Origin of the sequence: Pseudanabaena sp. PCC 6802 (assembly GCF_000332175.1) — a bacterium.
Classification (GTDB): domain Bacteria; phylum Cyanobacteriota; class Cyanobacteriia; order Pseudanabaenales; family Pseudanabaenaceae; genus PCC-6802.
In genome coordinates this window covers 3,167,927-3,190,033 of the sequence record NZ_KB235914.1, presented here as the reverse complement: position 1 = coordinate 3,190,033, position 22,107 = coordinate 3,167,927, and the positions used below count along the sequence as shown (strand labels likewise).

At 48.6% G+C, this 22,107-nt stretch carries 12 protein-coding genes; 8 read left to right on the top strand and 4 right to left on the bottom strand.

Translation table 11 applies throughout. From position 1 onward, the window contains the following. Positions 1-169: 169 nt before the first annotated feature. Positions 170-358 carry a hypothetical protein gene (locus PSE6802_RS0120460; RefSeq protein ID WP_019501907.1) on the top strand — a complete coding sequence of 63 codons (189 nt, stop codon included), beginning with the start codon at positions 170-172 and terminating at the stop codon, positions 356-358. A 705-nt stretch (positions 359-1,063) separates the two neighbouring features. Continuing rightward, positions 1,064-11,329: a choice-of-anchor D domain-containing protein gene (locus tag PSE6802_RS33735; protein ID WP_019501906.1), complete on the top strand. Its 10,266-nt coding sequence runs from the start codon at positions 1,064-1,066 to the stop codon at positions 11,327-11,329. On the opposite strand, the gene PSE6802_RS0120450 is transcribed toward PSE6802_RS33735, so the two are convergent. Then, positions 11,326-12,903, bottom strand: coding sequence for a photosystem II high light acclimation radical SAM protein (locus tag PSE6802_RS0120450; RefSeq protein ID WP_019501905.1), 1,578 nt, complete (start codon positions 12,901-12,903; stop codon positions 11,326-11,328). The genes PSE6802_RS33735 and PSE6802_RS0120450 overlap by 4 nt on opposite strands. A 477-nt stretch (positions 12,904-13,380) precedes the next feature. Here PSE6802_RS0120450 and PSE6802_RS0120445 point away from each other — a divergent pair, with 477 nt between their 5' ends. After that, positions 13,381-13,710, top strand: a complete 330-nt coding sequence (locus PSE6802_RS0120445) for a DUF1830 domain-containing protein (protein ID WP_036945690.1) — start codon at positions 13,381-13,383, stop codon at positions 13,708-13,710. Between the two features lie 2 nt (positions 13,711-13,712). Further along, a complete protein-coding gene (locus PSE6802_RS0120440) occupies positions 13,713-15,158 on the top strand; it encodes an MBOAT family O-acyltransferase (protein ID WP_019501903.1) in 1,446 nt (481 codons plus the stop codon). Positions 15,159-15,164: 6 nt separating this feature from the next. Here PSE6802_RS0120440 and PSE6802_RS0120435 read toward each other — a convergent pair whose 3' ends face one another. The 3 genes from PSE6802_RS0120435 to PSE6802_RS29825 all read right to left on the bottom strand — a co-directional run bounded on the left by PSE6802_RS0120435 (position 15,165) and on the right by PSE6802_RS29825 (position 18,300). Continuing rightward, positions 15,165-16,583, bottom strand: coding sequence for a dolichyl-phosphate-mannose--protein mannosyltransferase (locus tag PSE6802_RS0120435; RefSeq protein WP_019501902.1), 1,419 nt, complete (start codon positions 16,581-16,583; stop codon positions 15,165-15,167). Between the two features lie 65 nt (positions 16,584-16,648). After that, entirely contained in the window at positions 16,649-17,530 is an 882-nt protein-coding gene (locus tag PSE6802_RS0120430; protein ID WP_019501901.1) for a DsbA family protein, read from the bottom strand. Continuing rightward, a complete protein-coding gene (locus PSE6802_RS29825; RefSeq protein WP_019501900.1) occupies positions 17,527-18,300 on the bottom strand; it encodes a DUF4079 domain-containing protein in 774 nt (257 codons plus the stop codon). Before PSE6802_RS29825 ends, PSE6802_RS0120430 begins: the two co-directional genes overlap by 4 nt. Positions 18,301-18,835: 535 nt before the next feature. Between PSE6802_RS29825 and PSE6802_RS0120420 the strand changes: the two genes are divergently transcribed. The 4 genes from PSE6802_RS0120420 to pds all read left to right on the top strand — a co-directional run bounded on the left by PSE6802_RS0120420 (position 18,836) and on the right by pds (position 22,106). Then, entirely contained in the window at positions 18,836-19,492 is a 657-nt protein-coding gene (locus PSE6802_RS0120420) for a TrmH family RNA methyltransferase (RefSeq protein WP_019501899.1), read from the top strand. Positions 19,493-19,513: 21 nt separating this feature from the next. Beyond that, positions 19,514-19,963 (top strand): DUF1016 N-terminal domain-containing protein, encoded by a 450-nt coding sequence (locus tag PSE6802_RS35485; RefSeq protein ID WP_202950719.1) that lies wholly within the window; start codon positions 19,514-19,516, stop codon positions 19,961-19,963. Beyond that, positions 19,915-20,580, top strand: a complete 666-nt coding sequence (locus tag PSE6802_RS35480; RefSeq protein ID WP_202950718.1) for a PDDEXK nuclease domain-containing protein — start codon at positions 19,915-19,917, stop codon at positions 20,578-20,580. Before PSE6802_RS35485 ends, PSE6802_RS35480 begins: the two co-directional genes overlap by 49 nt. 98 nt (positions 20,581-20,678) lie before the next feature. After that, positions 20,679-22,106, top strand: a complete 1,428-nt coding sequence (gene pds / locus PSE6802_RS0120410; protein ID WP_019501898.1) for a 15-cis-phytoene desaturase — start codon at positions 20,679-20,681, stop codon at positions 22,104-22,106. Position 22,107 lies beyond the last annotated feature (1 nt).

Below are 22,107 nucleotides of genomic sequence, written 5' to 3'. Positions count from 1 at the left end.
GGACTCCTTTATGACTTTGCACCGGATCCAGACAGTGTTTATCCTGGATGTTACCTAGCTATCTTTGGTACGCCGATGAATCATTCTGAGTGGAAGCTGACGAAAGCCTACTACATATATCCTAACGGCTCTTTCTTGGACGAAGATGATATCTCTGGAGGAAAAAGAGATGAGTAAATTAAATTTTGATACTATGAGTCGCGATGAGTTGGCGCACCATATAGTGGCTTATCGGGATTCTTTGCATGGAATAGAGGCGCGAAGAGCTTTCATTCGTCGCATGGTAGAGAAAGCGAAGAGTCTGGGGATTGAGATCGATCGGTCTGAAGTTCAGACAAAATCCATCAAAAACAATTGAAGCTTATAGATCTTGTAATGCGATCGCTGTGTTTACGAACTAGGCGAATTTAAGCGCGATCGCCCTTTGAGATTATGTTAGATTTATGGGCGATCGCGATTTGGAGCTAAGCAATTTGGCGGATGAGATTAGTGAGAGTTTGTGCTATGTGAGATTTTTGTTGTGTTAAGGGTTGCGAAATAGAAATACATGAATCTTTACTTTAGGGTGCTAATTTGAGTTAAAAATGGTAGCAAAAACGACAGTTTTGCAAGAAATTAGGATATTTGGTCAAACCTTCCCTACTTTTTCACTTTTGAGAGCTAAATTTTTACCAACCCATTTTGTTGCATTGTTCTAAATTGTGATATCTAAATCTAACTGTAAATCCATCGGGGATAGAGTTAATCTATTGGAATTAACATTTGCCTCTAATGCGGAAACTCTAAATCCTCCCAAGCTGAAATTTCGGCTTTCTCAAATACGGTTTTCTTGCATGAGGCGATCGCTCTCTGGATAATTATTTACTGGCGGAGTGGGCGATCGCCTAAATAATCGCTTTTAAGTTTTTGGTGGCAAGGGTCTTGCGATCGCATTGCATCGCGAGGGAACAGTTTAATTACTCTAAAAATGGCTTGAGTTGCTTGCTGTGGCGGCGATTTTTGCCATATTAATTTGAATGCATTTCATCATACTTCTATCTCATTAAAAGGCTAAACACCATACATGAAAACGACATACTTCCTCCAAACCAATCTGTTGGTTGAAACGATGCTGAGTTTGGAGTCAAAGCTTTTGGGCGATCTGAAGCAGGCTCTGCTGGCGGCGCAGGAACGGTTGAGAAGCTTTGCGGGCGATCCTGAATTCATTGCTAAGATGGCGCTGGCGTTTGGCGAGGGGACGGGGGCAAATGCTTTGCAGGTGGCGTGGTTGGCGGGTGATTTTAGTTTGTTGTCTGGGATTGAGATTGTCTCGGCGGCAGAATTGCATGGGGCTAATGGTGCTTATGCGGCATCTACGGATAAGATTTACCTGTCGTTGGAGTTTCTGGGAGCGGCTCAGGATAATCCAGATCGCTTAGCAAATCTATTGCTGGAGGAGTTTGGACATCGACTTGATGCGCGGTTGAATGCAACAGATACACCGGGGGATGAAGGGCGAATTTTCTTGGCGTTAGCACTGGGAGAGAATCTGTCAGTTGAAACGCTTCAGCAGCTTAAGGTATCGGAAGATCGCGGCATTATTCAAGTTGACGGTCAAGCAATTCAAGTAGAGCAGCAAAGTTTTACGGGGACATCGGGGAATGACACGATTGTTGGAACTTCTGAGGATGACGATATTAATCCAGGTACAGGGGCAGACAGCGTTATCGGTGGTGATGGAAATGACAGACTCCTTATCTATAACTCCACAGACACAGCGGATACAAGCATTATCTATACCGACCCCAACAATGGCACGGTTACGGGTGGGGCGAATAATGGTACTGTCTTCCGAGAAATCGAGCGAGTCGATCTCAGGACGGGGAGTGGGAATGACACTATAGATATTACCGCTGCCACTGGTACTCAACCTTTTAATCCAAACTATGTATTTAGCGGTGTGGGGAACGATAGTATAACTGGTAGCTCTGGGGAAGATCAATTACATGGTGAAGCAGGTAATGATTCGATCTTTGGCGCTAACGGGGCAGACTATTTGTACGGCGAAGCGGGTACTAACACAGTTAATGGTGGAGAGGGGAACGATCTCATTTTTTCTATTAGTTCCACCGATGTTATCGACGGTGGTGTGGGGGACGATTATCTGGATCTCAACTACTCTGGGCAAACAAATGGTGTAGCTATTAACTTTGCAGGTACAGGAAATGGTACTACTTCCACAGGTGGCACAATTCAGAATATCGAACAACTAGCATTTACGGGTAGTGCTGGCGATGATAGCGTGGATGCTTCTGCTGCGAACTTGAGTGGCACTAACCCTTTCTTGCCAGTAAGTGCATTGAATGGGAATGCCGGAAATGACTTACTGACTGGCAGTGCTGGTAATGACAACCTCTATGGCGGCGACGGCAATGACTCCTTAAATGGTAGTGCTGGCAATGATTACCTACAGGGCGATGCAGGGTCTAACACAGTTAATGGTGGAGAGGGGAACGATCTCATTTTTTCTTTTAGTTCCACCGATGTTATCGACGGTGGGGCGGGAGAAGATCAACTGGATCTCAACTACTCTGGGCAAGCTAGTGGAGTGGTTATTAACTTTACGAGTACGGGAGGTAGTAATACTACAGGTGGAACAGTTCAGAACATCGAACGATTAGGTTTTACGGGTAGCTCTGGCGATGATAGTGTAGATGCTTCTGCTGCAAACTTCAGTAGTAGCAACCCTTTCATACCAGTAAGCCAGATGAGTAGTGGGGCAGGTAATGATGCCTTGACTGGTAGTGCTGGCAATGACAACCTCTATGGTGGTGCTGACAACGATTCCTTAAATGGTAGTGCTGGTAATGATTACCTCCAGGGCGATGCAGGCAATGACGTTCTCAGGGGTGTAAATTCTAATAGTCCCGACTTTGGTATTGGGGAACAGGACAGGCTGAATGGAGGCGACGGAGCAGATCGTTTTATCTTGGGTAGCTCTGACAGCGTTTACTATGATGATCGCAATACTTCTACCGATGGCAGCAGCGATTACGCCCAGATCGAGGACTTCAATCCCCTGGAAGATAAGGTACAGTTGCGAGGAGCAGCTTCTAACTATCGTTTAGAGGTGTCGGGTGCCAATACCAATCTCTACTTCGATAAGCCAGATACGGAGCCTGACGAACTGATCGCGGTCTTTCAGAATGTCACGGGGTTAAACCTCACCTCTACGGCGTTTGAGTACACCAACCCTGTTGTTACCCCTACCAATACAGTTAGCTTCGGCAGTGCCACCTATAGCTTTAATGAGAATGCAACGGCAGAAGTTACTTTGCTGCGCTCTGGGGATACTTCAAGTCAGACAAGCCTCACGGTTTTCTTAAGCGATGGCACGGCAACTGCACCTGCGGACTACAATAGTACTCCCATACCTGTAACCTTTGGCATTGGCGAAACCTCCAAGACGATAACTATCCCAATAGTTGATGACACGACATCGGAACCGAATGAAACCATAAATCTTGCGATCGCAAATCTCAGCAATAATACGGCTCTGGGAACTCAGAATACCGCTGTCCTGACTATTGTTAATGACGATACAGTCATACCGCCACCGCCGCCACCACCTGCAGGAACTCCAACGATTACTGGATTTCCTATTGGTGCGCTGGGCAGCAATAAGGGGCAAGTAACAATCGCTATTACTGGTGAAAATTTCTCACCCACCAATCTCATTAGCTTGACTGACAGCAGCGGAACCGATCGCGCTGCTAGCAAAGTTTATTGGGTCAGTGGCAGCGAACTCTGGGCAACCTTTGACCTGAATGGATTGGCCAGTAAGAAGTACGATATCACGCTCAAAGATTCTCAAAATACGGTAGCGGCTAAGGATGCCTTTACCGTCAGCAATGGCGCTGTTGGAAACGTGCAGACCAAGCTGAGTTATGGAGCACAGGGAGTAGCAACAGTTACTTACACGAATGTTGGGGAAACAGATATTGCCGCACCACTGCTTAGAGTAAACGCTACCAACGCTCAAGTAGATCTATCGGCACAAACCAGTAGCAGTCCAACTCTCCGCCAGTTACTCGGCCTAAATCTCGGCACAAATCCCAACGGACCGTTGGGAATTTTGGCTCCTGGGCAAAGCGGTCAATTTTCCTTCAAATATACTCCTAACGGCAATGGCTTAATTTCTTTTAATGTCGAGCAAGTGAATCCCAATGAGGCGATCGACTGGGCAGCAATGAAAGCCGAATCTCGCGCTGATTATAGTTTCATCGATCCTGCAGGCTGGGATGCGCTATGGAGTAACCTGACTGCCGACTTAGGTACAACTGCCGGTCAGTTTCAAACCGCAATGGCAGAAAATGCGACCTATTTGAGTCAACTGGGACAGCCGGCCAGCAACTTGAACCGATTATTTGCCTTTGAATGGAAACAAGCAGCCAATACCCTTGCCAATAGGGCTTTACTCAGTACGACCGATTTAGTCGATCCTGCACCGGGACTGTCTTTGACCTTTAGCCGCACCTTCAATCAATCTGTAGCTGAGCGCTACAACTTGGGCACGTTAGGGAGGGGATGGTCTAGCCAGTGGGATTTGCGCGCAACAACAGATAGCAAAGGCAATGTCATCATTCGCAGTGTGGGAGATTTACAGCGCCTGTTCGAGCGGCAAGCCGATGGCACCTTCCGCGAAGTGGGCGGCGCGACGATAACGAGTACGGGTGGGCAATATCGCTTGAAGGAAACAAATGGCTCTGTGTCGCTATTTGGCAGCGATGGCAAGCTGAATTCCTTTGAGGATACCAACGGTAATCGGATTACTCTGGAATACACGGGAGACAGGCTTACCAGGTTAGTTCATACAAATGGAGATAGCTTGACTCTCGCCTACAACGCTCTAGGGCGTATCAGTCAGGTTACCAACTCCGCAGGAGAAGTTAGCAGTTACAACTACGATGCTGCTGGTGAAAATCTACTTTCTGTCACTACTCCTCAGGGAACGACGACCTACACCTACGATACGGGAAGCGTTGCCGCGAAAAAGTATTCTCTCCTGTCGGTGACTTCCGATCTGGGTTATCAGCGCAGTTTTGAATATGACGATAAAGGTCGCCTGACGAAGGAATTTAGCAACGGACAGACCCAAAGCCTCACCTACAGTTACGATAGCGCCGGGGGTGCGACTGTTACTGATAGCACGGGAGCATCACAAACGATTTTATTGGACGACCGTGGTAATAGCGGGCAAATACGGGGCGTTAATAACCAGAATCTCTTATTTCGCTATGATGCGAACGGGAATTTGATTGGTGCAACTCTTCCCAATAGCAGTCAGGCTACCTATAGTTACGATCGCTCCGGTAATTTAACCAGACAAACGGATCTACTTGGTCGAGACACAAAATTCACTTACGACCCCACCTTCAATCAACTCACAAGTTTTACTGACCCCAAAGGGAATGGGATGAGTTACGGCTACGATGCCAACGGCAACATCAACAGGATTACCTACGCCGATGGTAGTTCTCAACAATTCAGCGTGGATGCGGCTGGGAATATCACCAGTTCGGTCAACCGTCGGGGCAGCACGATTCAATATACCTACAATACCAGTGGACAACTGACAAGGAAACAGTTCGCAGATGGATCGAGCGTCACTTACGGCTATGACACGATGGGAAGTCTCACCAGTGTCACCGATGCCACGGGCACCATAAACTTGCAGTACGACGCTGCCATGCGCCTGACAAACATCAGCTATCCCAACGGTCGCTCGCTGCAATATACCTACAATGCCGACGGTCAGCGCACCCAACTGGTGTCTCAAGATGGTTATACGGTTAACTACAGCTACGATTCTGCAGGGCGCTTAAAAAGCTTAACGGATGGAACGGGTCAGAGCATTATCAGCTATGACTACGACAGTGCAGGTCGTCTGACGAGGGAAACCAATGGCAACGGCACGTATACGACCTACGAATACGATCGGCAGAGTCAGTTAACTCGTTTAATCAACTTCAAAGCTGACAACACGGTTAACTCGCGGTTTGAGTACACCTACGACAATTTAGGTCGGCGGACTAGCATGACCACATTAGAGGGAACTTTCCAATATGGTTATGATGCCATCGGTCAGTTGACTTCTGTAATTACGCCCACAAATCGCACCATTAACTATCAATATGATGCTGCCGGAAATCGGGTTGGGGTGACGGATAATGGCTCGGCGACAAGTTACACCAGCAATAGCCTGAATCAGTATACCAATGTTGGGAATGCAGTCTACACCTACGATACGGATGGAAATTTGACTGCGAAAACGGAGGGAGGACAGACATCCACCTATACATACGATGCGGAGAATCGCCTCGTAAAAGTAGTGACTTCGCAGGGGACTTGGGATTATCAATACGATGGCTTGGGAAATCGCATTGCTACTACCCTGAACGGTCAGCGCACGGAATATTTACTCGATCCAACTGGTTTGGGCAATATAGTTGGGGAATATGACAGCAGTGGGAATTTGGTCGCTCACTACAATCAAGGTATTGGTTTAGTCAGTCGGGTAAATGGGAATAATGCAAACTACTATGATGCCGATGCGATCGGCTCCACAGTCGGCCTCACCGCTACCGATGGCAACTACGTCAACCGTTATAGCTATCTACCATTTGGCGAAGATTTAACCAAAACTGAAGGCGTTCCCAATCCCTTCGAGTATGTCGGGCAATTTGGCGTAATGGATGAAGGAAACGGCCTCGATTTCATGCGAGCAAGATTTTACGACTCAAAATTGGGAAGATTTACAGCGATCGATCCAATTGGATTGAATAGTGGGGATGCAAACCTTTACAGGTATGTTTTTAACGATCCAAGCGGGCTCAATGATCCAACTGGACTTTCTATATGTGATTACATTAAGAAGGCTGCTGCTGCTGCTGGTGCTCGTGCCGGAGGTGGTGCTGGTGCTCGTGCCGGAGGTGCTGCTGGTGCTCGTGTAGGACTTGGCGCTGGAGTACGTCTTGGAGTAGTAATAGGAACCGTTTTAGGAGGTCCTTTTGGTGGAGTTCTAGGTGGAGTTCTTGGTGCTGCTGCTGGTGCTGCTGCTGGTCGTTATGCTGGTCGTTATGCTGGTGGTGCTGCTGGTGGTGCTGCTGGTGGTGCTGCTGCTGACGTTATTTGTCCTCCTGAACCCGAATATAATATCCCACCCAATGACTACAGGCCACCAATTCCACCAGAAGCTTTAGACTTTGACTTCAACCCACCCCCAGTCCCTCAACCAACCAGTCAAGGTGACCCCCACCTGACAACCTTTGATGGAATTAATTACGACTTCCAGTCCGTCGGTGAATTCACCCTTTTCAAATCCACCACCGATGACTTTGAAATTCAAACCCGACAACAACCCTGGGGTAGCAGAACTGATGTCTCGGTCAATACTGCCATTGCCCTCAAAATTGGTGGACAGCGCATTGGCTTCGACTTGAACGACGCGAATCCCATACAAGTCAACGGAGTTTCCATAGCTATCCCCGATGGCTCGCTCTACGCAATTGGGCAAAACTTGATTAGTCGAGATGGCAATCAATATAATGTTTTCACTGCCAACGGCGACCAAATTCAGGTCACTTTCAATGCCAGTTACATGGATCTCAGTCTCGGACTTGCCGATAACCGCAAGGGGAAAGTAGTCGGACTCTTAGGCAATAGTAACGATAATATAAACGATGACTTTGCCCTCCGCGATGGCACGGTTATCGGTGGTTCCATTTCCAATACCCAACTCTATGGCGACTATGCCAACAGTTGGCGCATTAATCAAGCCAATTCCCTGTTTGACTACGATGCAGGGCAAAATACCAGCACCTTTACCGACCTAAATTTCCCTAACACTATTACTACCATTAATACCCTGGCTCCAGACGTAAAGGCAGCAGCACTGCAAATTGCCCAAAATGCTGGCATCACCGATCCTGCCTTGTTAGATGCCGCCACCCTCGATCTTGCCCTCACCAACAACGCTCCTGAATTTTTAGATGGATACGTCACTCTCCAGCGAGATATCACCCTCAGCGCTCCCAACACCCTGATCAACCCCGAAGGCTCGGGCACCGAGCATTTATTAAAGCCAGGTGCAGTGATTCCCTACACCATTCGCTTTAGCAACAATACCGCTCAAGGCACATCCCCCGTCGCCCAGGTTAAGATTTCCCAACAACTCGATCCAGACCTCGATCTCAGTACCTTCACATTCAATAACTTTGGCTTTGGTAGTACCACTAGCGATATCCCATTGGGTGAAACAAATTACAGTCAGCGCTTCGACTTGACCAGTCCATCGGGCATCTTAGTTGATGTTGTTGCCGCACTAGACAAAACCACGGGGATTATTACCTGGCAATTCACCACTATCGATCCTGTCACTGGTAACCCGATCGCCGATCCATCTAGAGGTTTCCTACCACCCAACGTTCAGAATGGTTCAGGACAAGGCTTTGTTAGTTACAGCATCCAACCCAAGGCCAATGCAGTTGACGGCACTCGCATCGATGCCCAAGCCACCATTACCTTTGACAACCAAACGCCCATTCAAACCGCACCAGTTTTCAATACGCTATCCCTATCTCCTGGCAAACTCTCATTCCTCACAGCAACGCTGAGCGGCGATGAAGGGAGCAGTGGCAGTGCTGTCAATCAGGTAATTGCTATTGTAGAGCGTACGGGCGGCGATGTCGGTGCCGTAAGCGTTCCCGTACAGTTGACTAGCTCCTCAGGTACAGCTATTGGGGGTAGCGACTACACAAATATTTTTCCCATTACCGTCAACTTTGCCGATGGAGACACAACCAGCAAAACCGTATCCATTCCCATCGCAGGCGATACCACCATAGAACCCGATGAAACCATCAACCTCCAACTTGGAACGCCCACAGGTGGAGCAACCTTAGGGAGTCAGACCACAGCCACCTACACCATTGCGAACGACGATGTTGTAGCACCACAAGTAAATATAGCGGTTTCTCCAAGCACGGCTAGCGAAGCAGGCAAAACAGCGATAACAGTAACGGCTACTGCCTCCAGCAACGTCGTTGGCGATCAGACAGTGAATGTCAACCTTAGCGGCACAAGCATCACTACCGATGACTTCACGGGCACGATTCCCACTCAAATCACAATCCCAGGCGGTCAAAGCACGGGTTCCTTCACGATCGCTATCAACGACGATATCCTGGTGGAAGGTTTAGAAACTGCTACTTTCGCCATTAGCAACCTTTCTACTGGAATTACCCTTGGCAGCACAACATCTGGTTCAGTCGAGATTACCGATAATGATGTTGCACCCACTCCAGAGATAAACGTCACAGGGAACGGTAATAACATTATCGATGGCGATATCGCACCAGACGCAACAGACAACACTGACTACGGCAACACCACAGTCGGCACCGCACTGACGCGCACGTTTACGATTGAGAACACCGGCACCGCCGAACTAACCCTGAACGCGCCAACCCTACCCAACGGCTTCAGCCTCGTCGGCGCAGCCCCCACCAGCATCGCCGCAGGCGGTAGTGCCACGATCGCTGTGCGACTAGATGCAACGGCAACTGGAACCTACACTGGCGAGATCGTCATTCCCAATAACGACAGCGATGAGAATCCCTATAACTTCGCCATTCAAGGGACGGTCAATGCCGCACCCATACCAGAAGTCAACGTCACAGGTAACGGCAACAACATCGTTGATGGCGATACGACTCCCAGCACCACAGACAACACCGACTACGGCAGCACCACAGTCGGTACAGCACTTACACGCACCTTCACGATTGAGAATACAGGCACCGCTGCTCTGACCTTGGGCACTCCAACCCTACCAACTGGCTTCAGCGTCGTCGGTACCTTCCCACCCAGCGTCGCCGCAGGCACCAGTCAGACCATCACCGTACAATTGGATGCCGCAACAGCCGGAACCTACACTGGCGAGATTGTCATTCCCACTAACGATAGCAATGAGAATCCCTATAACTTCGCAATTACAGGCGTAGTTAATCCTGGAATCCAAATAATTAACGGTACCGATGCCAGCGAAACCTTAACTGGCAATAGCTCCGCAAATGCTATTAACGCTCTAGCTGGCAACGACTTCCTGGACGGACGTGGTGGCAACGACTCCCTCAATGGCGGCAATGGTAGCGATACGCTCGATGGTGGCCCCGGCATCGATACGCTCGACGGTGGTAATGGTGGCGATACCTATCTCTGGTTCGCAGGCGACGATCGCGATCGCTATCAAGATAGCGGCACCAGTGGCACGGATAGAATTATTGTCAGCGATACGACCAACTTCGACGGTCTACAGTCACCCTTCAATCGCACTGCATCAGGTATCGATCGCATCGAAAGCGACCTGGGAACCTTCAACATCCGAGGTGACAATACCGCAGCGGATACCTGGGACTTCACTGGTATTACCCTGGTCAGCGCCACGATTCAAGGACGCGGCGGCGATGACAACATTATCGGTTCCAATGGTGCCGAAACCATCCAGGGCGGCGAAGGTAACGATTCTCTAGGCGGCAATGCTGGTAGCGATCTAGTAGACGGTGGTAACGGCAACGATTCTCTTAATGGCGGTGACGGCAGCGACACGCTCGACGGTGGAGCGGGTATCGATACGCTCAACGGCGGTAACAGTGGCGATACCTACCTGTGGTCTATAGGTGATGGCCGCGATCGCTATCAGGACAACGGCATTAGCGGTACCGACAGAATTCTAGTTAGCGGCACTACCAACTTCGATGGTCTACAGTCACAGTTCGATAAAGCCACATCGGGGATCGATCGCATCGAAAGCGATCTGGGAGCCTTCAACATTCGCGGCGACGATACCGCTGGCGACACCTGGGACTTCACGGGCATCACCCTGGTCAGCGCTACGATTCAAGGTCGCGGCGGAAATGACAGCATCATTGGTTCTGGTGGCGCAGACAACATCCAGGGTGGTAATGGTAGCGACAGCCTCAATGGGGGAGCGGGGAACGATACCCTGGCCGGAGGCGCTGATGCGGATACATTCATCTTTAGCAGCACTTTTGGAGTCGATATCATTCAGGACTTCCAAAGTGGTAGCGATCGCATCGCTCTCTCTGCCTTCGCCCTGAGCAGCACTAACCTGGACACCAACAGCGACAATATCATCAACAGCAGTGACAGTGGAGTTGGCAGCCTGGTAGGAGGCAATCTCCAAATTAATCTCACTAATTTTGGTGGCGATCGCATCCGATTCACGGGTTTGACGCAGATCGCTGTGACGGATATCACCTTTAACTAAACAGCAACAGGTTTAAGCGCAGACGCACCAACAATGGGAGCGGTCAAGGCTTCCTCAAGTTCGGCACGGCCAAGGCGTTCTTCTAGAATATCCATCACAGTACGACCAAAATCGTCGCCATTACGCCGCCATGCCTCTAAACACACTTCACCAAAGAAAGAGCCGAGCGGTTCGGGATTCCACAGCAGCTTCTTGGCATTCCACGGCATCATGCTCATGGGATTGTAGTCTGGTTTGAGAATTTCGTTTTTAAAGGCGTACTCTTCTAGATGCGTGTGCGGCTGCAAGCCAATAAAGAAGATGGCAGGCTCTACTTTATCCGCGCCAAAGATGTTCTCTAGCTCGCGGTGGTAAGCGATCGTCTGACGAATCGTATCGCAGGTTTCGTCGATCACGTTAAACGAGTAGTTCACCGAGACCAGGTCGTTAAATCCCGCTGCTTTTAAATCGCGACAGTTTTGCAGGACGTGCCGCAGGTTATACCCCATCCGCATTTTACGCACCAGTTCCTGCGAGCCGCTGGTAATGCCAATTTCAAAGTAATTCATGCCAGTCGCAACCATGAGCTCGCACAACTCTGGCGTGAGGTTATCGGCACGGATATAGGCCGCCCAGTGGATATCGGTCATCCCCGATGCGACGATCTTGCGTAATAGCTCTATGACATCATCTATATATCGCTTGGCAGGGATAAACTGCGCGTCGGTAAACCAGAAGTTACGAATGCCCCGATCGTAAAGCTGTTGCATTTCTCGCACCACCTCATCGGCGGGATTAATGCGTACTTGCTTGCCCTCGATCGTCGTATAAACGCAGTAACAACAGTTGTGGGGACAGCCCCGCTTGGTCTGCACGCCAATATAAAAGTCGCGATCGCGGAAGTAATAGTTAAATTCCGGCCAGATCGACTCAATGTAGTCGTAGTCGCAGGCGCTTTTTTCGATGGGGGCGGGCTGCTCGTAAATCAGGCGATCGCGCGGCTGAGTTTCGCCAACCACATAACAGCGATCGCTCCCTATCTCCCTGCCTTGCACTAATCTTTCCAGAAGCGATTCCCCCTCGCCCACAGATACGATAGTGCCCTTGGGTAAATAGCTTGCCAATTGCTCGTAAAATACGCTAACTGCCCCACCACCAACTACAGCCCTTGCCTGGGGCTGGTAACGACGCGTCCGGGCTAGACCCCGTCGAATCAAACGGGAATTTCGCCACAGTTCCGTATAGTATGACGCAAACAGACGGAGACCATTAAGTGCGCCGCGCAGCTTAATGAAGGGATTGGCGGCGTAATAAAACTCAAAGGCATTTTGGAGCGGATTACCCCCACGCCCTCCAACCGGGGCATAAATTTGAATATCGCGCCAGGAAAACACCAGGAGATTTGGCTGGAACTCATCGATGCTGCGATCTAAAGCCTTATAGAAATCCAAAGGCGGAACCGTACCCAAATCGAAAATCCGCTGTTCGGTCTGTGGGGCTACTTTGCGAACAAAATCTGCTAGATATACTGCTCCAATTGGGAAAATCGGATTGCACGGCAAGCGCACGTACAGGATTTTGTCTGAGGTAGCCATAGGTTTTGGTATTTATAAAGGCAGTAACAAATCTTTATATATCTTTATTATATCTGAGGTATCTTAGCTGAGCGCGCAGAGGTTTAACTAGTTATTGCCATTGGTAGTAGCTTTTACAATCAAGCTCAAACAGGGGTGGTAGCTTTATTTAAGCATAGAAGTCCTGGACGAAATCGAGTGAAAAGCCCATTTCTAAAACTTTTAGTGCGAGACAGCAGTCAGCTTTTTACGGGCTTCTTCTTCAGTTACCTTAGTACACGTGCATGTACGTACTCACTCGCAAACTGCTATACCAGCTTTGGATTTACAGAAATAGTGAGTCAAATTCAGATCGTAAAGTCATGAATGGGTGTGGGGCTAAATCTTATGGTTAAAGCATTTCTCTAGTCTAGGATCCCAAGCATTCTGGTTAAAATACTGGGAATGTCAAAATTAAATTTTTTTAAACTGCTCCTTATTTAATAAATGAATAAAACTATGCCTCAAATTTTAGATCCAGTACCCGGACATAACAGTAAAATAGTTTGCTGCTATGTCAATGCCACCAGCAAAATACAGATTGCTCGCATTACCAACATATCAAATTGGTATTTTGAGCGAGTAGTGTTTCCCGGCCAACATCTGATTTTTGAGGCGGTACCAACCGCTCAGCTAGAAATTCATACGGGGATGATGGCAAGCTCTATACTTTCAGATATGATTCCTTGCGTGCAGTTGCAGGTGCAGGACTCAAGCCCCACTTTACCTAGTTGGGTGCCCATGCACCTTGCGGCCAAACAAAAAACTAAACCAGAACTTATAGGCTAGGCATGGGATTTTTGTCACCTGAATACGGCTTTTTTCTACTCGGTCTCACCTGTCTCTATTGGTTAATTCCCCATCTCCAAACTCGCTTGTTAGTTTTACTAACGGCGAGTTTAGGTTTTTATGCGCAAATCCAGATGCAGTTTGTATGGCTAATGCTTGGCAGTACCGCTGTTAACTTTGGCTTGGGATTAGCGATTAAAAACAGCAGGCAGCGCTTCAAAGCTTTGCTATTAGGATTTGGTATTTGCCTTAACCTGGCAATCTTAATTGGTTTTAAGTACGTACCATTTTTCGCCAGTATTTTGGGCAGTACGACTGGCTGGCAACCTGCCCAAGAGTTGACTAGCTGGGCAAGTAGTAACTTCGTGGCTCCTATCTTCATTAGTTTTTTTACATTTGAAACGATCGCCTACCTGGTTGACGTTTACAAAGGCGAGGCGCGATCGCAAAGTTTTCTTGACTTTGCTGTATATAAAACTCTGTTTGCCAAACTTTTAGCGGGGCCAATCGTACGATACCAGGAGTTTGCACCGCAGTTAGCTTTTCGGCCTCGCCCTTTGCCGGAGCATATTGCTGAAGGGTTATGGCTGATTGGCTGTGGTGCTTTTAAGAAAGCCGTGCTGGCAGACAATTTGGGCACGTTGGTCGATCTTAACTTCAGTAATATCGATCGCGCTGGTAGCGCCGATCTATGGCTCGCTCTGTGTGCTTTTGCCTTACAAATTTACTTTGACTTTAGCGGCTATGTGGATATGGGGCGGGGCAGTGCTTTGTTGTTGGGGTTTAACCTACCGCGCAATTTTGACTTTCCTTACTTTACTAACAGCATCAGTACTTTTTGGCGACGTTGGCACATCACGTTGGGGGACTGGCTGCGAGATTATCTGTACATTCCCTTGGGTGGTTCCAGGCAAGGGAATGTCAGAACCTGTATTAACTTATTAATTGTGATGTTCTTAGCAGGCATCTGGCACGGTGCGAACTGGGGGTTTATAATCTGGGGTGCTTTGCACGGCCTGCTGCTGGTGGGGCACCGCATCACCACGATCGCCTGTGCCCGTTTCAGACGCTTAGCAGCTTTATGGCATTCCTGGGCAGGGCAAATTGTGGCGATCGCGATTACTCAGTTTTTTGTCATAGTTAGCTGGCTGCCATTTCGCTTACCCAACTTTCTGGATGCTCAAACGGCATTTCTCCGCTTGTGGGGCAAGGTGGCAGATCCGCAATTTGCCCAAAAGATCTATCTGGAATCTTTGGGCGTTAGCGCTAGCCAGATCGCACTCCTACTTGTCGGTATTGTAATTGCCATGTTGGTAGCTTACCGTTGCGATCGCGTTCGCTGGCATCTCCACTGGCAGGTCAAGTTATTTTTAGTACCTTTAAGCCTTTATTTGGCTGCCATGTTTAGCCCACAAAAAACCTTGCCATTCATTTATTTTGATTTTTAGCCCTGTCTAAGCCCAACTTGGGAACCAAAGCAAGAGACTTTGATACCAGATTGGAATGGTCAGACCTAGATATATTGGCGACCAGAACAGAAACGCCAGCGCGATCGCGGCCACAATAAATTTGCCGCTCTGTTGCAGAATGGGGATATCCTGGGCACTGCACCAGGCCGTCACGTAGGCGATCGCCATAAATGCGAATACAGAAGCGGGCATGTAGTGGTACAAAAATATGCAGCGACGACTGAGACTCCAGGGTAAATAGTGCCCCGCAAAACTAGCGATTAGGTAGACGGGAATTAAAGTCGGGAAGTCATTAAGTATGAAATTATTTTTAGTCCAACGATCGCGGCTCAGTTTGCGAATTAATTGATACAGCAATACGAACGCACACAGCAGGATCGCGATCGCCCCCAGCCAGTAGAGAATGGGATTGCCCATCGCGTTGATATAGGTAACCGTGCCATCGGCATGAGTTTTGAAATAGTAGGCGATCGGTCGCAACATCCACGGCCAGCCCCACCAGGTAGAGCAGTAGGGATGGACTGGCTCCGATGTATTTGCACCCAGGTTGGCATGAAAATTAAAAATCTGGACGTGCAGGTCGTACAACCCCTTAAACCAGAGGATTAGTGCCTGCACAATCGGAGGAAATTCTAAAATCAACGACCGCAATCGCTCTAGATTGGTGGCAGGATTAATTTGTAGGTGCGGTATCCAAATCGACAAATACGTTCCTACGGCTACCAGAACAACTATAAAAATAACTAGCAGCAATCGCCACAGCTTGAGTCTCTTGCCGTATCGCAACCCCACGATCGCCGCGATCGCGAGCATTCCCAACAAATATGCCAGACCGTTCCACTTCACGCTGCACGACGCACCCAGCATTATGCCCGCCGCGATCGATCGCAACCACCGACATCGCTGTTGCTTGAGCGCCAGCACAAAGCAAACCTGACTGAGCATCCCAAACAGGATAATGAAGATGTTGATCAGCCCCAGGCGCGATTCCACCAACAGCAAGCCATCAAGTGCCGTAAACCAACCCGCTAGTAATGCCCAGGTTGTGGGAGACAGGTACTGAGGACCCAGCCCCATACCAAGTTGATAGGCAAGCGCGCAGGTAATTAGAGGGATGAGAGCACCTGCGATCGCGCTGAAACAGCGATAACCAAAGGGGTTATAGCCAAATATTTGAATTCCCAAGGCAATGATGTATTTGCCGAGGGGTGGGTGCGCGTCGAATAAGGGATTACCCTGCAAATAGTCTGAGGCAAATTTGGGGTAATACACCTCATCAAAGACCAGACCGCCAATGGCATCCAAGCGCCAGAAGCGAACCAGAAACGAAAATAAACCCATGCTGGCAACACTGAGCCAAAAACGGAATTGCGGATCGGTGCGGCAGCGCTGAGCAATGGACATATTTACTATTCATTGATGCGTTACGGCGATCGCCTCGCGCATCCTACAACTAATCCTACGACTAACTATTTCTTCGCTGCCTGTACCTTTGACAGAACATCTTCCATTTCCGATAACTCCACAGCACCAGCAAAACCAACGCCATTCATAAAGAATGTGGGAGTGCTATTTACACCCAGCGATCGCGCCAGTTCGATATCCTTGTCAATGGCGGCTTTAGCTTCAGGGCTGTTGCGATCTTTATTAAATTTAGCCAGATCTAAACCTAACTCCGTTGCCTTTGCCACATAGAGCTTTTCGCCCAACTGTGCCTGATTGGTAAATAAAGCATCGTGAAATTCCCAGAATTTACCCTGCTGGAATGCCGCCCAAGATGCTAGAGCTGATGGCATAGCTTCTTTATGAATTTCCACTAATGGCAGGTGTTTGTATGTCAAGGTCACCCGATCTTTGTGCTTCGCCATGAACTCCTTCACGGTGGCATGTGCTTTGCTACAGAAAGGACACTGAAAATCAGAGAATTCTGCCATCACGATCCTTTGACTGGGAGACCCAGTGACGGGCGATCCGCGAATAATTAAGCTCGGCTCAGCCCTGAGTTGCTCCGAGATTTTATTGCGGGCTTCTTCTTGTTGCTTTCTCTGACTTTGTTGAAATGCTTGTACTGAGTCCAGGATCGCCTGCGGATTTTTCCGAATCACCTCCAGCACCTTGGCTTCAAAGTCGGGATCGACGGGTGTTGCTTTAGCCGACTGTTCCGGGCTTGTCCCACAACTGGTCAGCCAGAATCCCATACCGACAGCTAATAAAACTACCAGTAACCTGCTGGCAATATTTTTAAACCGTAAGGCGGGCAGTGCCAACCCTACAAATTGCCGATTTTTTAGGTGGGTGAATTGGATGGCGATCGCATCCACAAATCTTGCAAATAGAGACGAAATACTCATAAATTTCGATAATTTTGGAACACATCAGAGCTAGACTGCTTGAACGGCGGACAAACCTTATTTTTAAAGTCGCACCCATAAATAGTAGGTTCCTGCCATCCCAAGGGGATTTCAAGCAGATCTCGCACGCCAGTCATAGCTTGTCCGAGGAATAAAAAAATGGCAATGCTGTTGAGCACAGTATGCACTAAACGCCAGCGATTGGAACGATCTTGATAAATATCTTGAATAATGGCGAGAGAAAAGATCATCAGCATGGTTGCCAAAATACCAGAGTAAAAGTGGGACACAAACCACTCATCATCGCGCCGAAATATAGCACCAAACCCCTGACGATTAAACACTTTGTCCTGCAAGCCCAGGATTACCACGCCCATACCCGTAAGAGTAGCAAATACGCCACGCCAGATCCGCTCTCTGGCTTGGTACAGGAATACTAACGATGCGATCGTAGCAATGCCTAAAAGGGCAAGGGTAATTACTTGGAACCGATCTTTATCCCATAGATTTTCTTTAATAATGTATTTAATCGTGGGATGAAGCAGTCCTAACAAGCAAATCCCTACAACCGCGCCTGCGAGGACGCGACCGAGTTTGAGGTGTTCTGGCCCCACTACGGGCGGGATCTTACTTTTGCCGCCATCAACGGTTTGGAGGCGGCGCTGGCGCGCTTGCCAAGCCATATTCAGCGTCATGCCAATTATTGGAAACACAATGGCTACAGCGATCGCCGGGTGCATGAGCCGCAATGCATCTGGTAAATCAATCATTATTATTCCTCTCTTGCTAGCCCTTGCGACGGGCAGATAACAGGTGATACTTGCTAGTACGTCTCATCCTACCAACTGGATGTTAAAAGGCTCCTGAGCTTTAACTGAAATTAACCTGAGAGGAAAAACAACTGATGCCCCACTGCCCAATACTACGCTTGTCTGTCCCAGAAATAAGCATTGAGGAATGCGTCAATATCCCGCTCGAACTGCCATGTATCGGGAAATTGCGCTTGGGGGTAATCTTCGCGCACATTTTTGAGAGCCGATAGCCATGTAGCGTCAAAGGAGATCGTTTTGTTGCAGCACTTAACCTTTCTAGTAGACTACATACATCCAAACTTGATGAGATTCTTGCTGTAGCTCAGCCATCAATACCTATCTTGGGGGAGATAAGAGATCTCTAGCTTCAAGACCTAGTCAAGTAAAAGCAGCCCAAACAGCCGCGCTGTATCGAAATACCCCCAAATAGTCGGTTGAGTGGCAAAACATATCTACATCCGGTGAGCGCGAACATTAGGCATCAGGGGAGAATATGACAGAAGAACCAGACAAACCGAAACGCAGAAGCAAGGTACGGGAGCGTGCAGACGAAATCAAACCGTACCTTTGCAAGAACCTGATTGCAGTCCTAGAAGATCCCCATGACATAAGAAACATTGGGACGGTCATAAGGAACGTAAACGCATTGGGAGTGGAAAAGGCTTACGTGGTAGATCCTAAAGGTGCATTACCGGATGACTGGCATGACATGAGGGAAAAACATTCACTATCTAAGACTTCCGTGTCGGCAATCAAGTGGAGTTTCATTAAGCGCTTCGATAGCACTGAGGCTTGCCTGACACACCTAGAAAAAAACCGCTTTATTTCTATTGTTACATCTCCACACGTGAAGGGAATGAGGAATGAAGTCTTGGATGAGGTGGATTACACCATCTATACCAAGTTAGCAGTATGGTTCGGCAATGAAGCTAGAGGCATTAGTGATGAAGCAGTAAAGCGAAGTGCAATGTGTGTAAGCATCCCTATGTTTGGCACGATCGAGAGCCTGAATCTAGGCACAACATCAGGAATAGTTTTGTACGAAATTACAAAGCAACGTCGTGAATACCAGAAAAAGTATAAATGGCGAAATAAGCGTGGCGAGAAAAGTGATGACTACTTAAAAGAGCTAGATATCAGCGATCGCTGAAAAATTAGCGAGGATTAAGCTATGAGGTCTGGTAATCCATCCGAATTGGTGACGTTTGGCGATGATGAGGCACTGTACGAAAGTATCAAGGTGCTGATTGAGCGATCGCGATCGCAAGTTGTGGCTCAGGTCAATCAAACGTTGGTGCTGACTTACTGGCAGGTTGGTAAAACAATCAAAACAAGCCTGGTGACTGAAGATCGGGCTGAGTATGGCAGCGGCATCGTCGATCGCTTGGCGAAAAAGCTATCCCAAGACTATGGCAATGGATTTGGGCGCGGTAATTTGTTCCGAATGATGCGCTTTTATGAGCGGTTTCCGGATGAGCAGATTGTGCTGACAGTGTCGGCACAATTGAGTTGGTCGCATTTTGTGGAGCTAATTCGGGTGGAGGATGCGCTGAAACGTGAGTTTTATCGACGATGTGCGCGAATGAACGGTGGTCGGTGCGGATGTTGCGAGATCGCATGAATGGCATGTTGTTTGAACGAACGGCGATCGCCAAACAACCAGAAGAGGTCATCCGGCAGGAGTTAGAGCAGTTGAGTCAGCGTCAGATGATGAGTCCACAGTTGTTCATTAAAGATCCCTATTTTCTGGATTTCCTCGACTTGAAGGATAACTTCAGCGAGAAGGATTTGGAGAATGGGATTTTGTATGAGCTAGAGCGGTTTTTGCTGGAGTTGGGCGGTGGGTTTTCCTATATCGATCGCCAGAAGCGGATTCAAATTGGGGGACGGGATTATTATATCGATCTGCTGTTTTATCACCGTAAATTGAAGAGGTTGGTATTGATTGAGCTGAAGCTGGGCGAGTTTTTAGCGGAGCATAAGGGTCAGGTCGAACTGTATTTGAAGTGGTTATCGAAATATGAGCGGGAACCGGGTGAGGAGGAGCCGATCGCGCTGATTCTTTGTGGTGGGAAGGATGCAGAGTTGGTGGAGTTGATGGATTTAGAGCAAGACAATATCCATGTGGCGGAGTATTGGTTGCAGTTGCCGCCAAAGGATGCGATCCAGTCTAAGTTGCGGTTGGCGATCGCGCAGGCAAAGGCACGGTTAGAGTTGCGAGGTGGGGATAATGAGTAGGGCGATCGCCATAAATTTTCGTGATTTTTTTGTAGGAAATTGCAGAATTGTTAAGCTTTGCAAAGTAGAATAAACAAGGAAAAAACGTGAGTGGAAATATGCGGGTTGCGATCGCGGGAGCAGGTCTAGCAGGGTTATCCTGTGCCAAGTATTTAACAGATTTGGGGCATACCCCCATCGTGCTGGAGCGCGAGAACGTGCTGGGCGGTAAAGTTGCCGCCTGGAAAGATGAAGATGGCGATTGGTATGAAACGGGGCTGCATATCTTCTTTGGCGCTTACCGAAATACACTGCAACTGTTTAAAGAGCTGGATATTAGCGATCGCTTGCAGTGGAAACAGCACACCATGCTCTTTAACATGCCAAACCAGGGCGGCAAGCTATCTCGGTATGACTTTCCCCCGATTCCCGCCCCTCTCAACGGCATTGTCGCCATCCTCAGGAATAACGATATGCTGACCTGGGAGGAAAAGATTAAATTTGGCTTGGGGTTACTTCCGGCGATCGTCAACGGGCAGGAATACGTTGAAGCAATGGACAAATACTCCTTTTCCGAGTGGTTGCAACTGCAGGGTGTCCCCAAACGTGTAGAAGAAGAAGTATTCATCGCCATGTCCAAAGCGTTAAATTTTATTAACCCCGGCGAAATCTCCGCCACCGTGATCCTCACCGCCCTCAATCGCTTCCTCCAGGAAACCAATGGCTCGAAAATGGCATTCCTAGATGGTGCCCCACCGGAGCGCCTGTGTCAGCCCATGGTCGATTACTTCACGGCTAGAGGTGGCGAACTCAAGCTACAGACAGCCTTACGAGAAGTTGTCCTCCATGAGGATGGTTCGGTCAAGCATTTTCTCGTCGGTGCGCTTGGGCAGGAAAGTTATTCCCTTGCTGCCGATGTCTACGTTTCCGCCATGCCCATCGATCCGCTCAAGCTCATGTTGCCAGAAACTTGGCGTAAGATGCCGTATTTTGCTAATCTAGACGGTTTAGAGGGTGTACCTGTGATTAACCTGCATTTGTGGTTCGATCGCAAGTTGACCGATGTCGATCACCTGTTGTTCTCGCGATCGCCCTTGCTCAGCGTTTATGCTGACATGAGCAATACCTGCAAGGAGTACGCTAACCCCGATCGCTCCATGCTGGAGCTAGTCCTGGCCCCAGCGGCAGAATGGATTGGCAAGTCCGACGAGGCAATTATTGAGGCTACGATGGTGGAGTTGGCCAAGTTATTCCCAGACCAAATTCCCCATGCCGCAAAATTGCTGAAGTACAAGGTGGTGAAGACTCCGCGATCGGTTTACAAAGCTAAACCGGGCTGTCAAGCACATCGCCCCAGCCAGACTACGCCGATACCCAACTTTTTCCTAACGGGAGATTTTACAATGCAACGTTATCTTGCCAGTATGGAAGGTGCCATACTTTCTGGTAAGCTGACTGCAGAGGCTATTAATCAGCAGCCACCCAACCAAACTGCTCAACCTACTAGAACATCCGATCGAACAATTGCTGCCAGAGCTACTGCCTAAT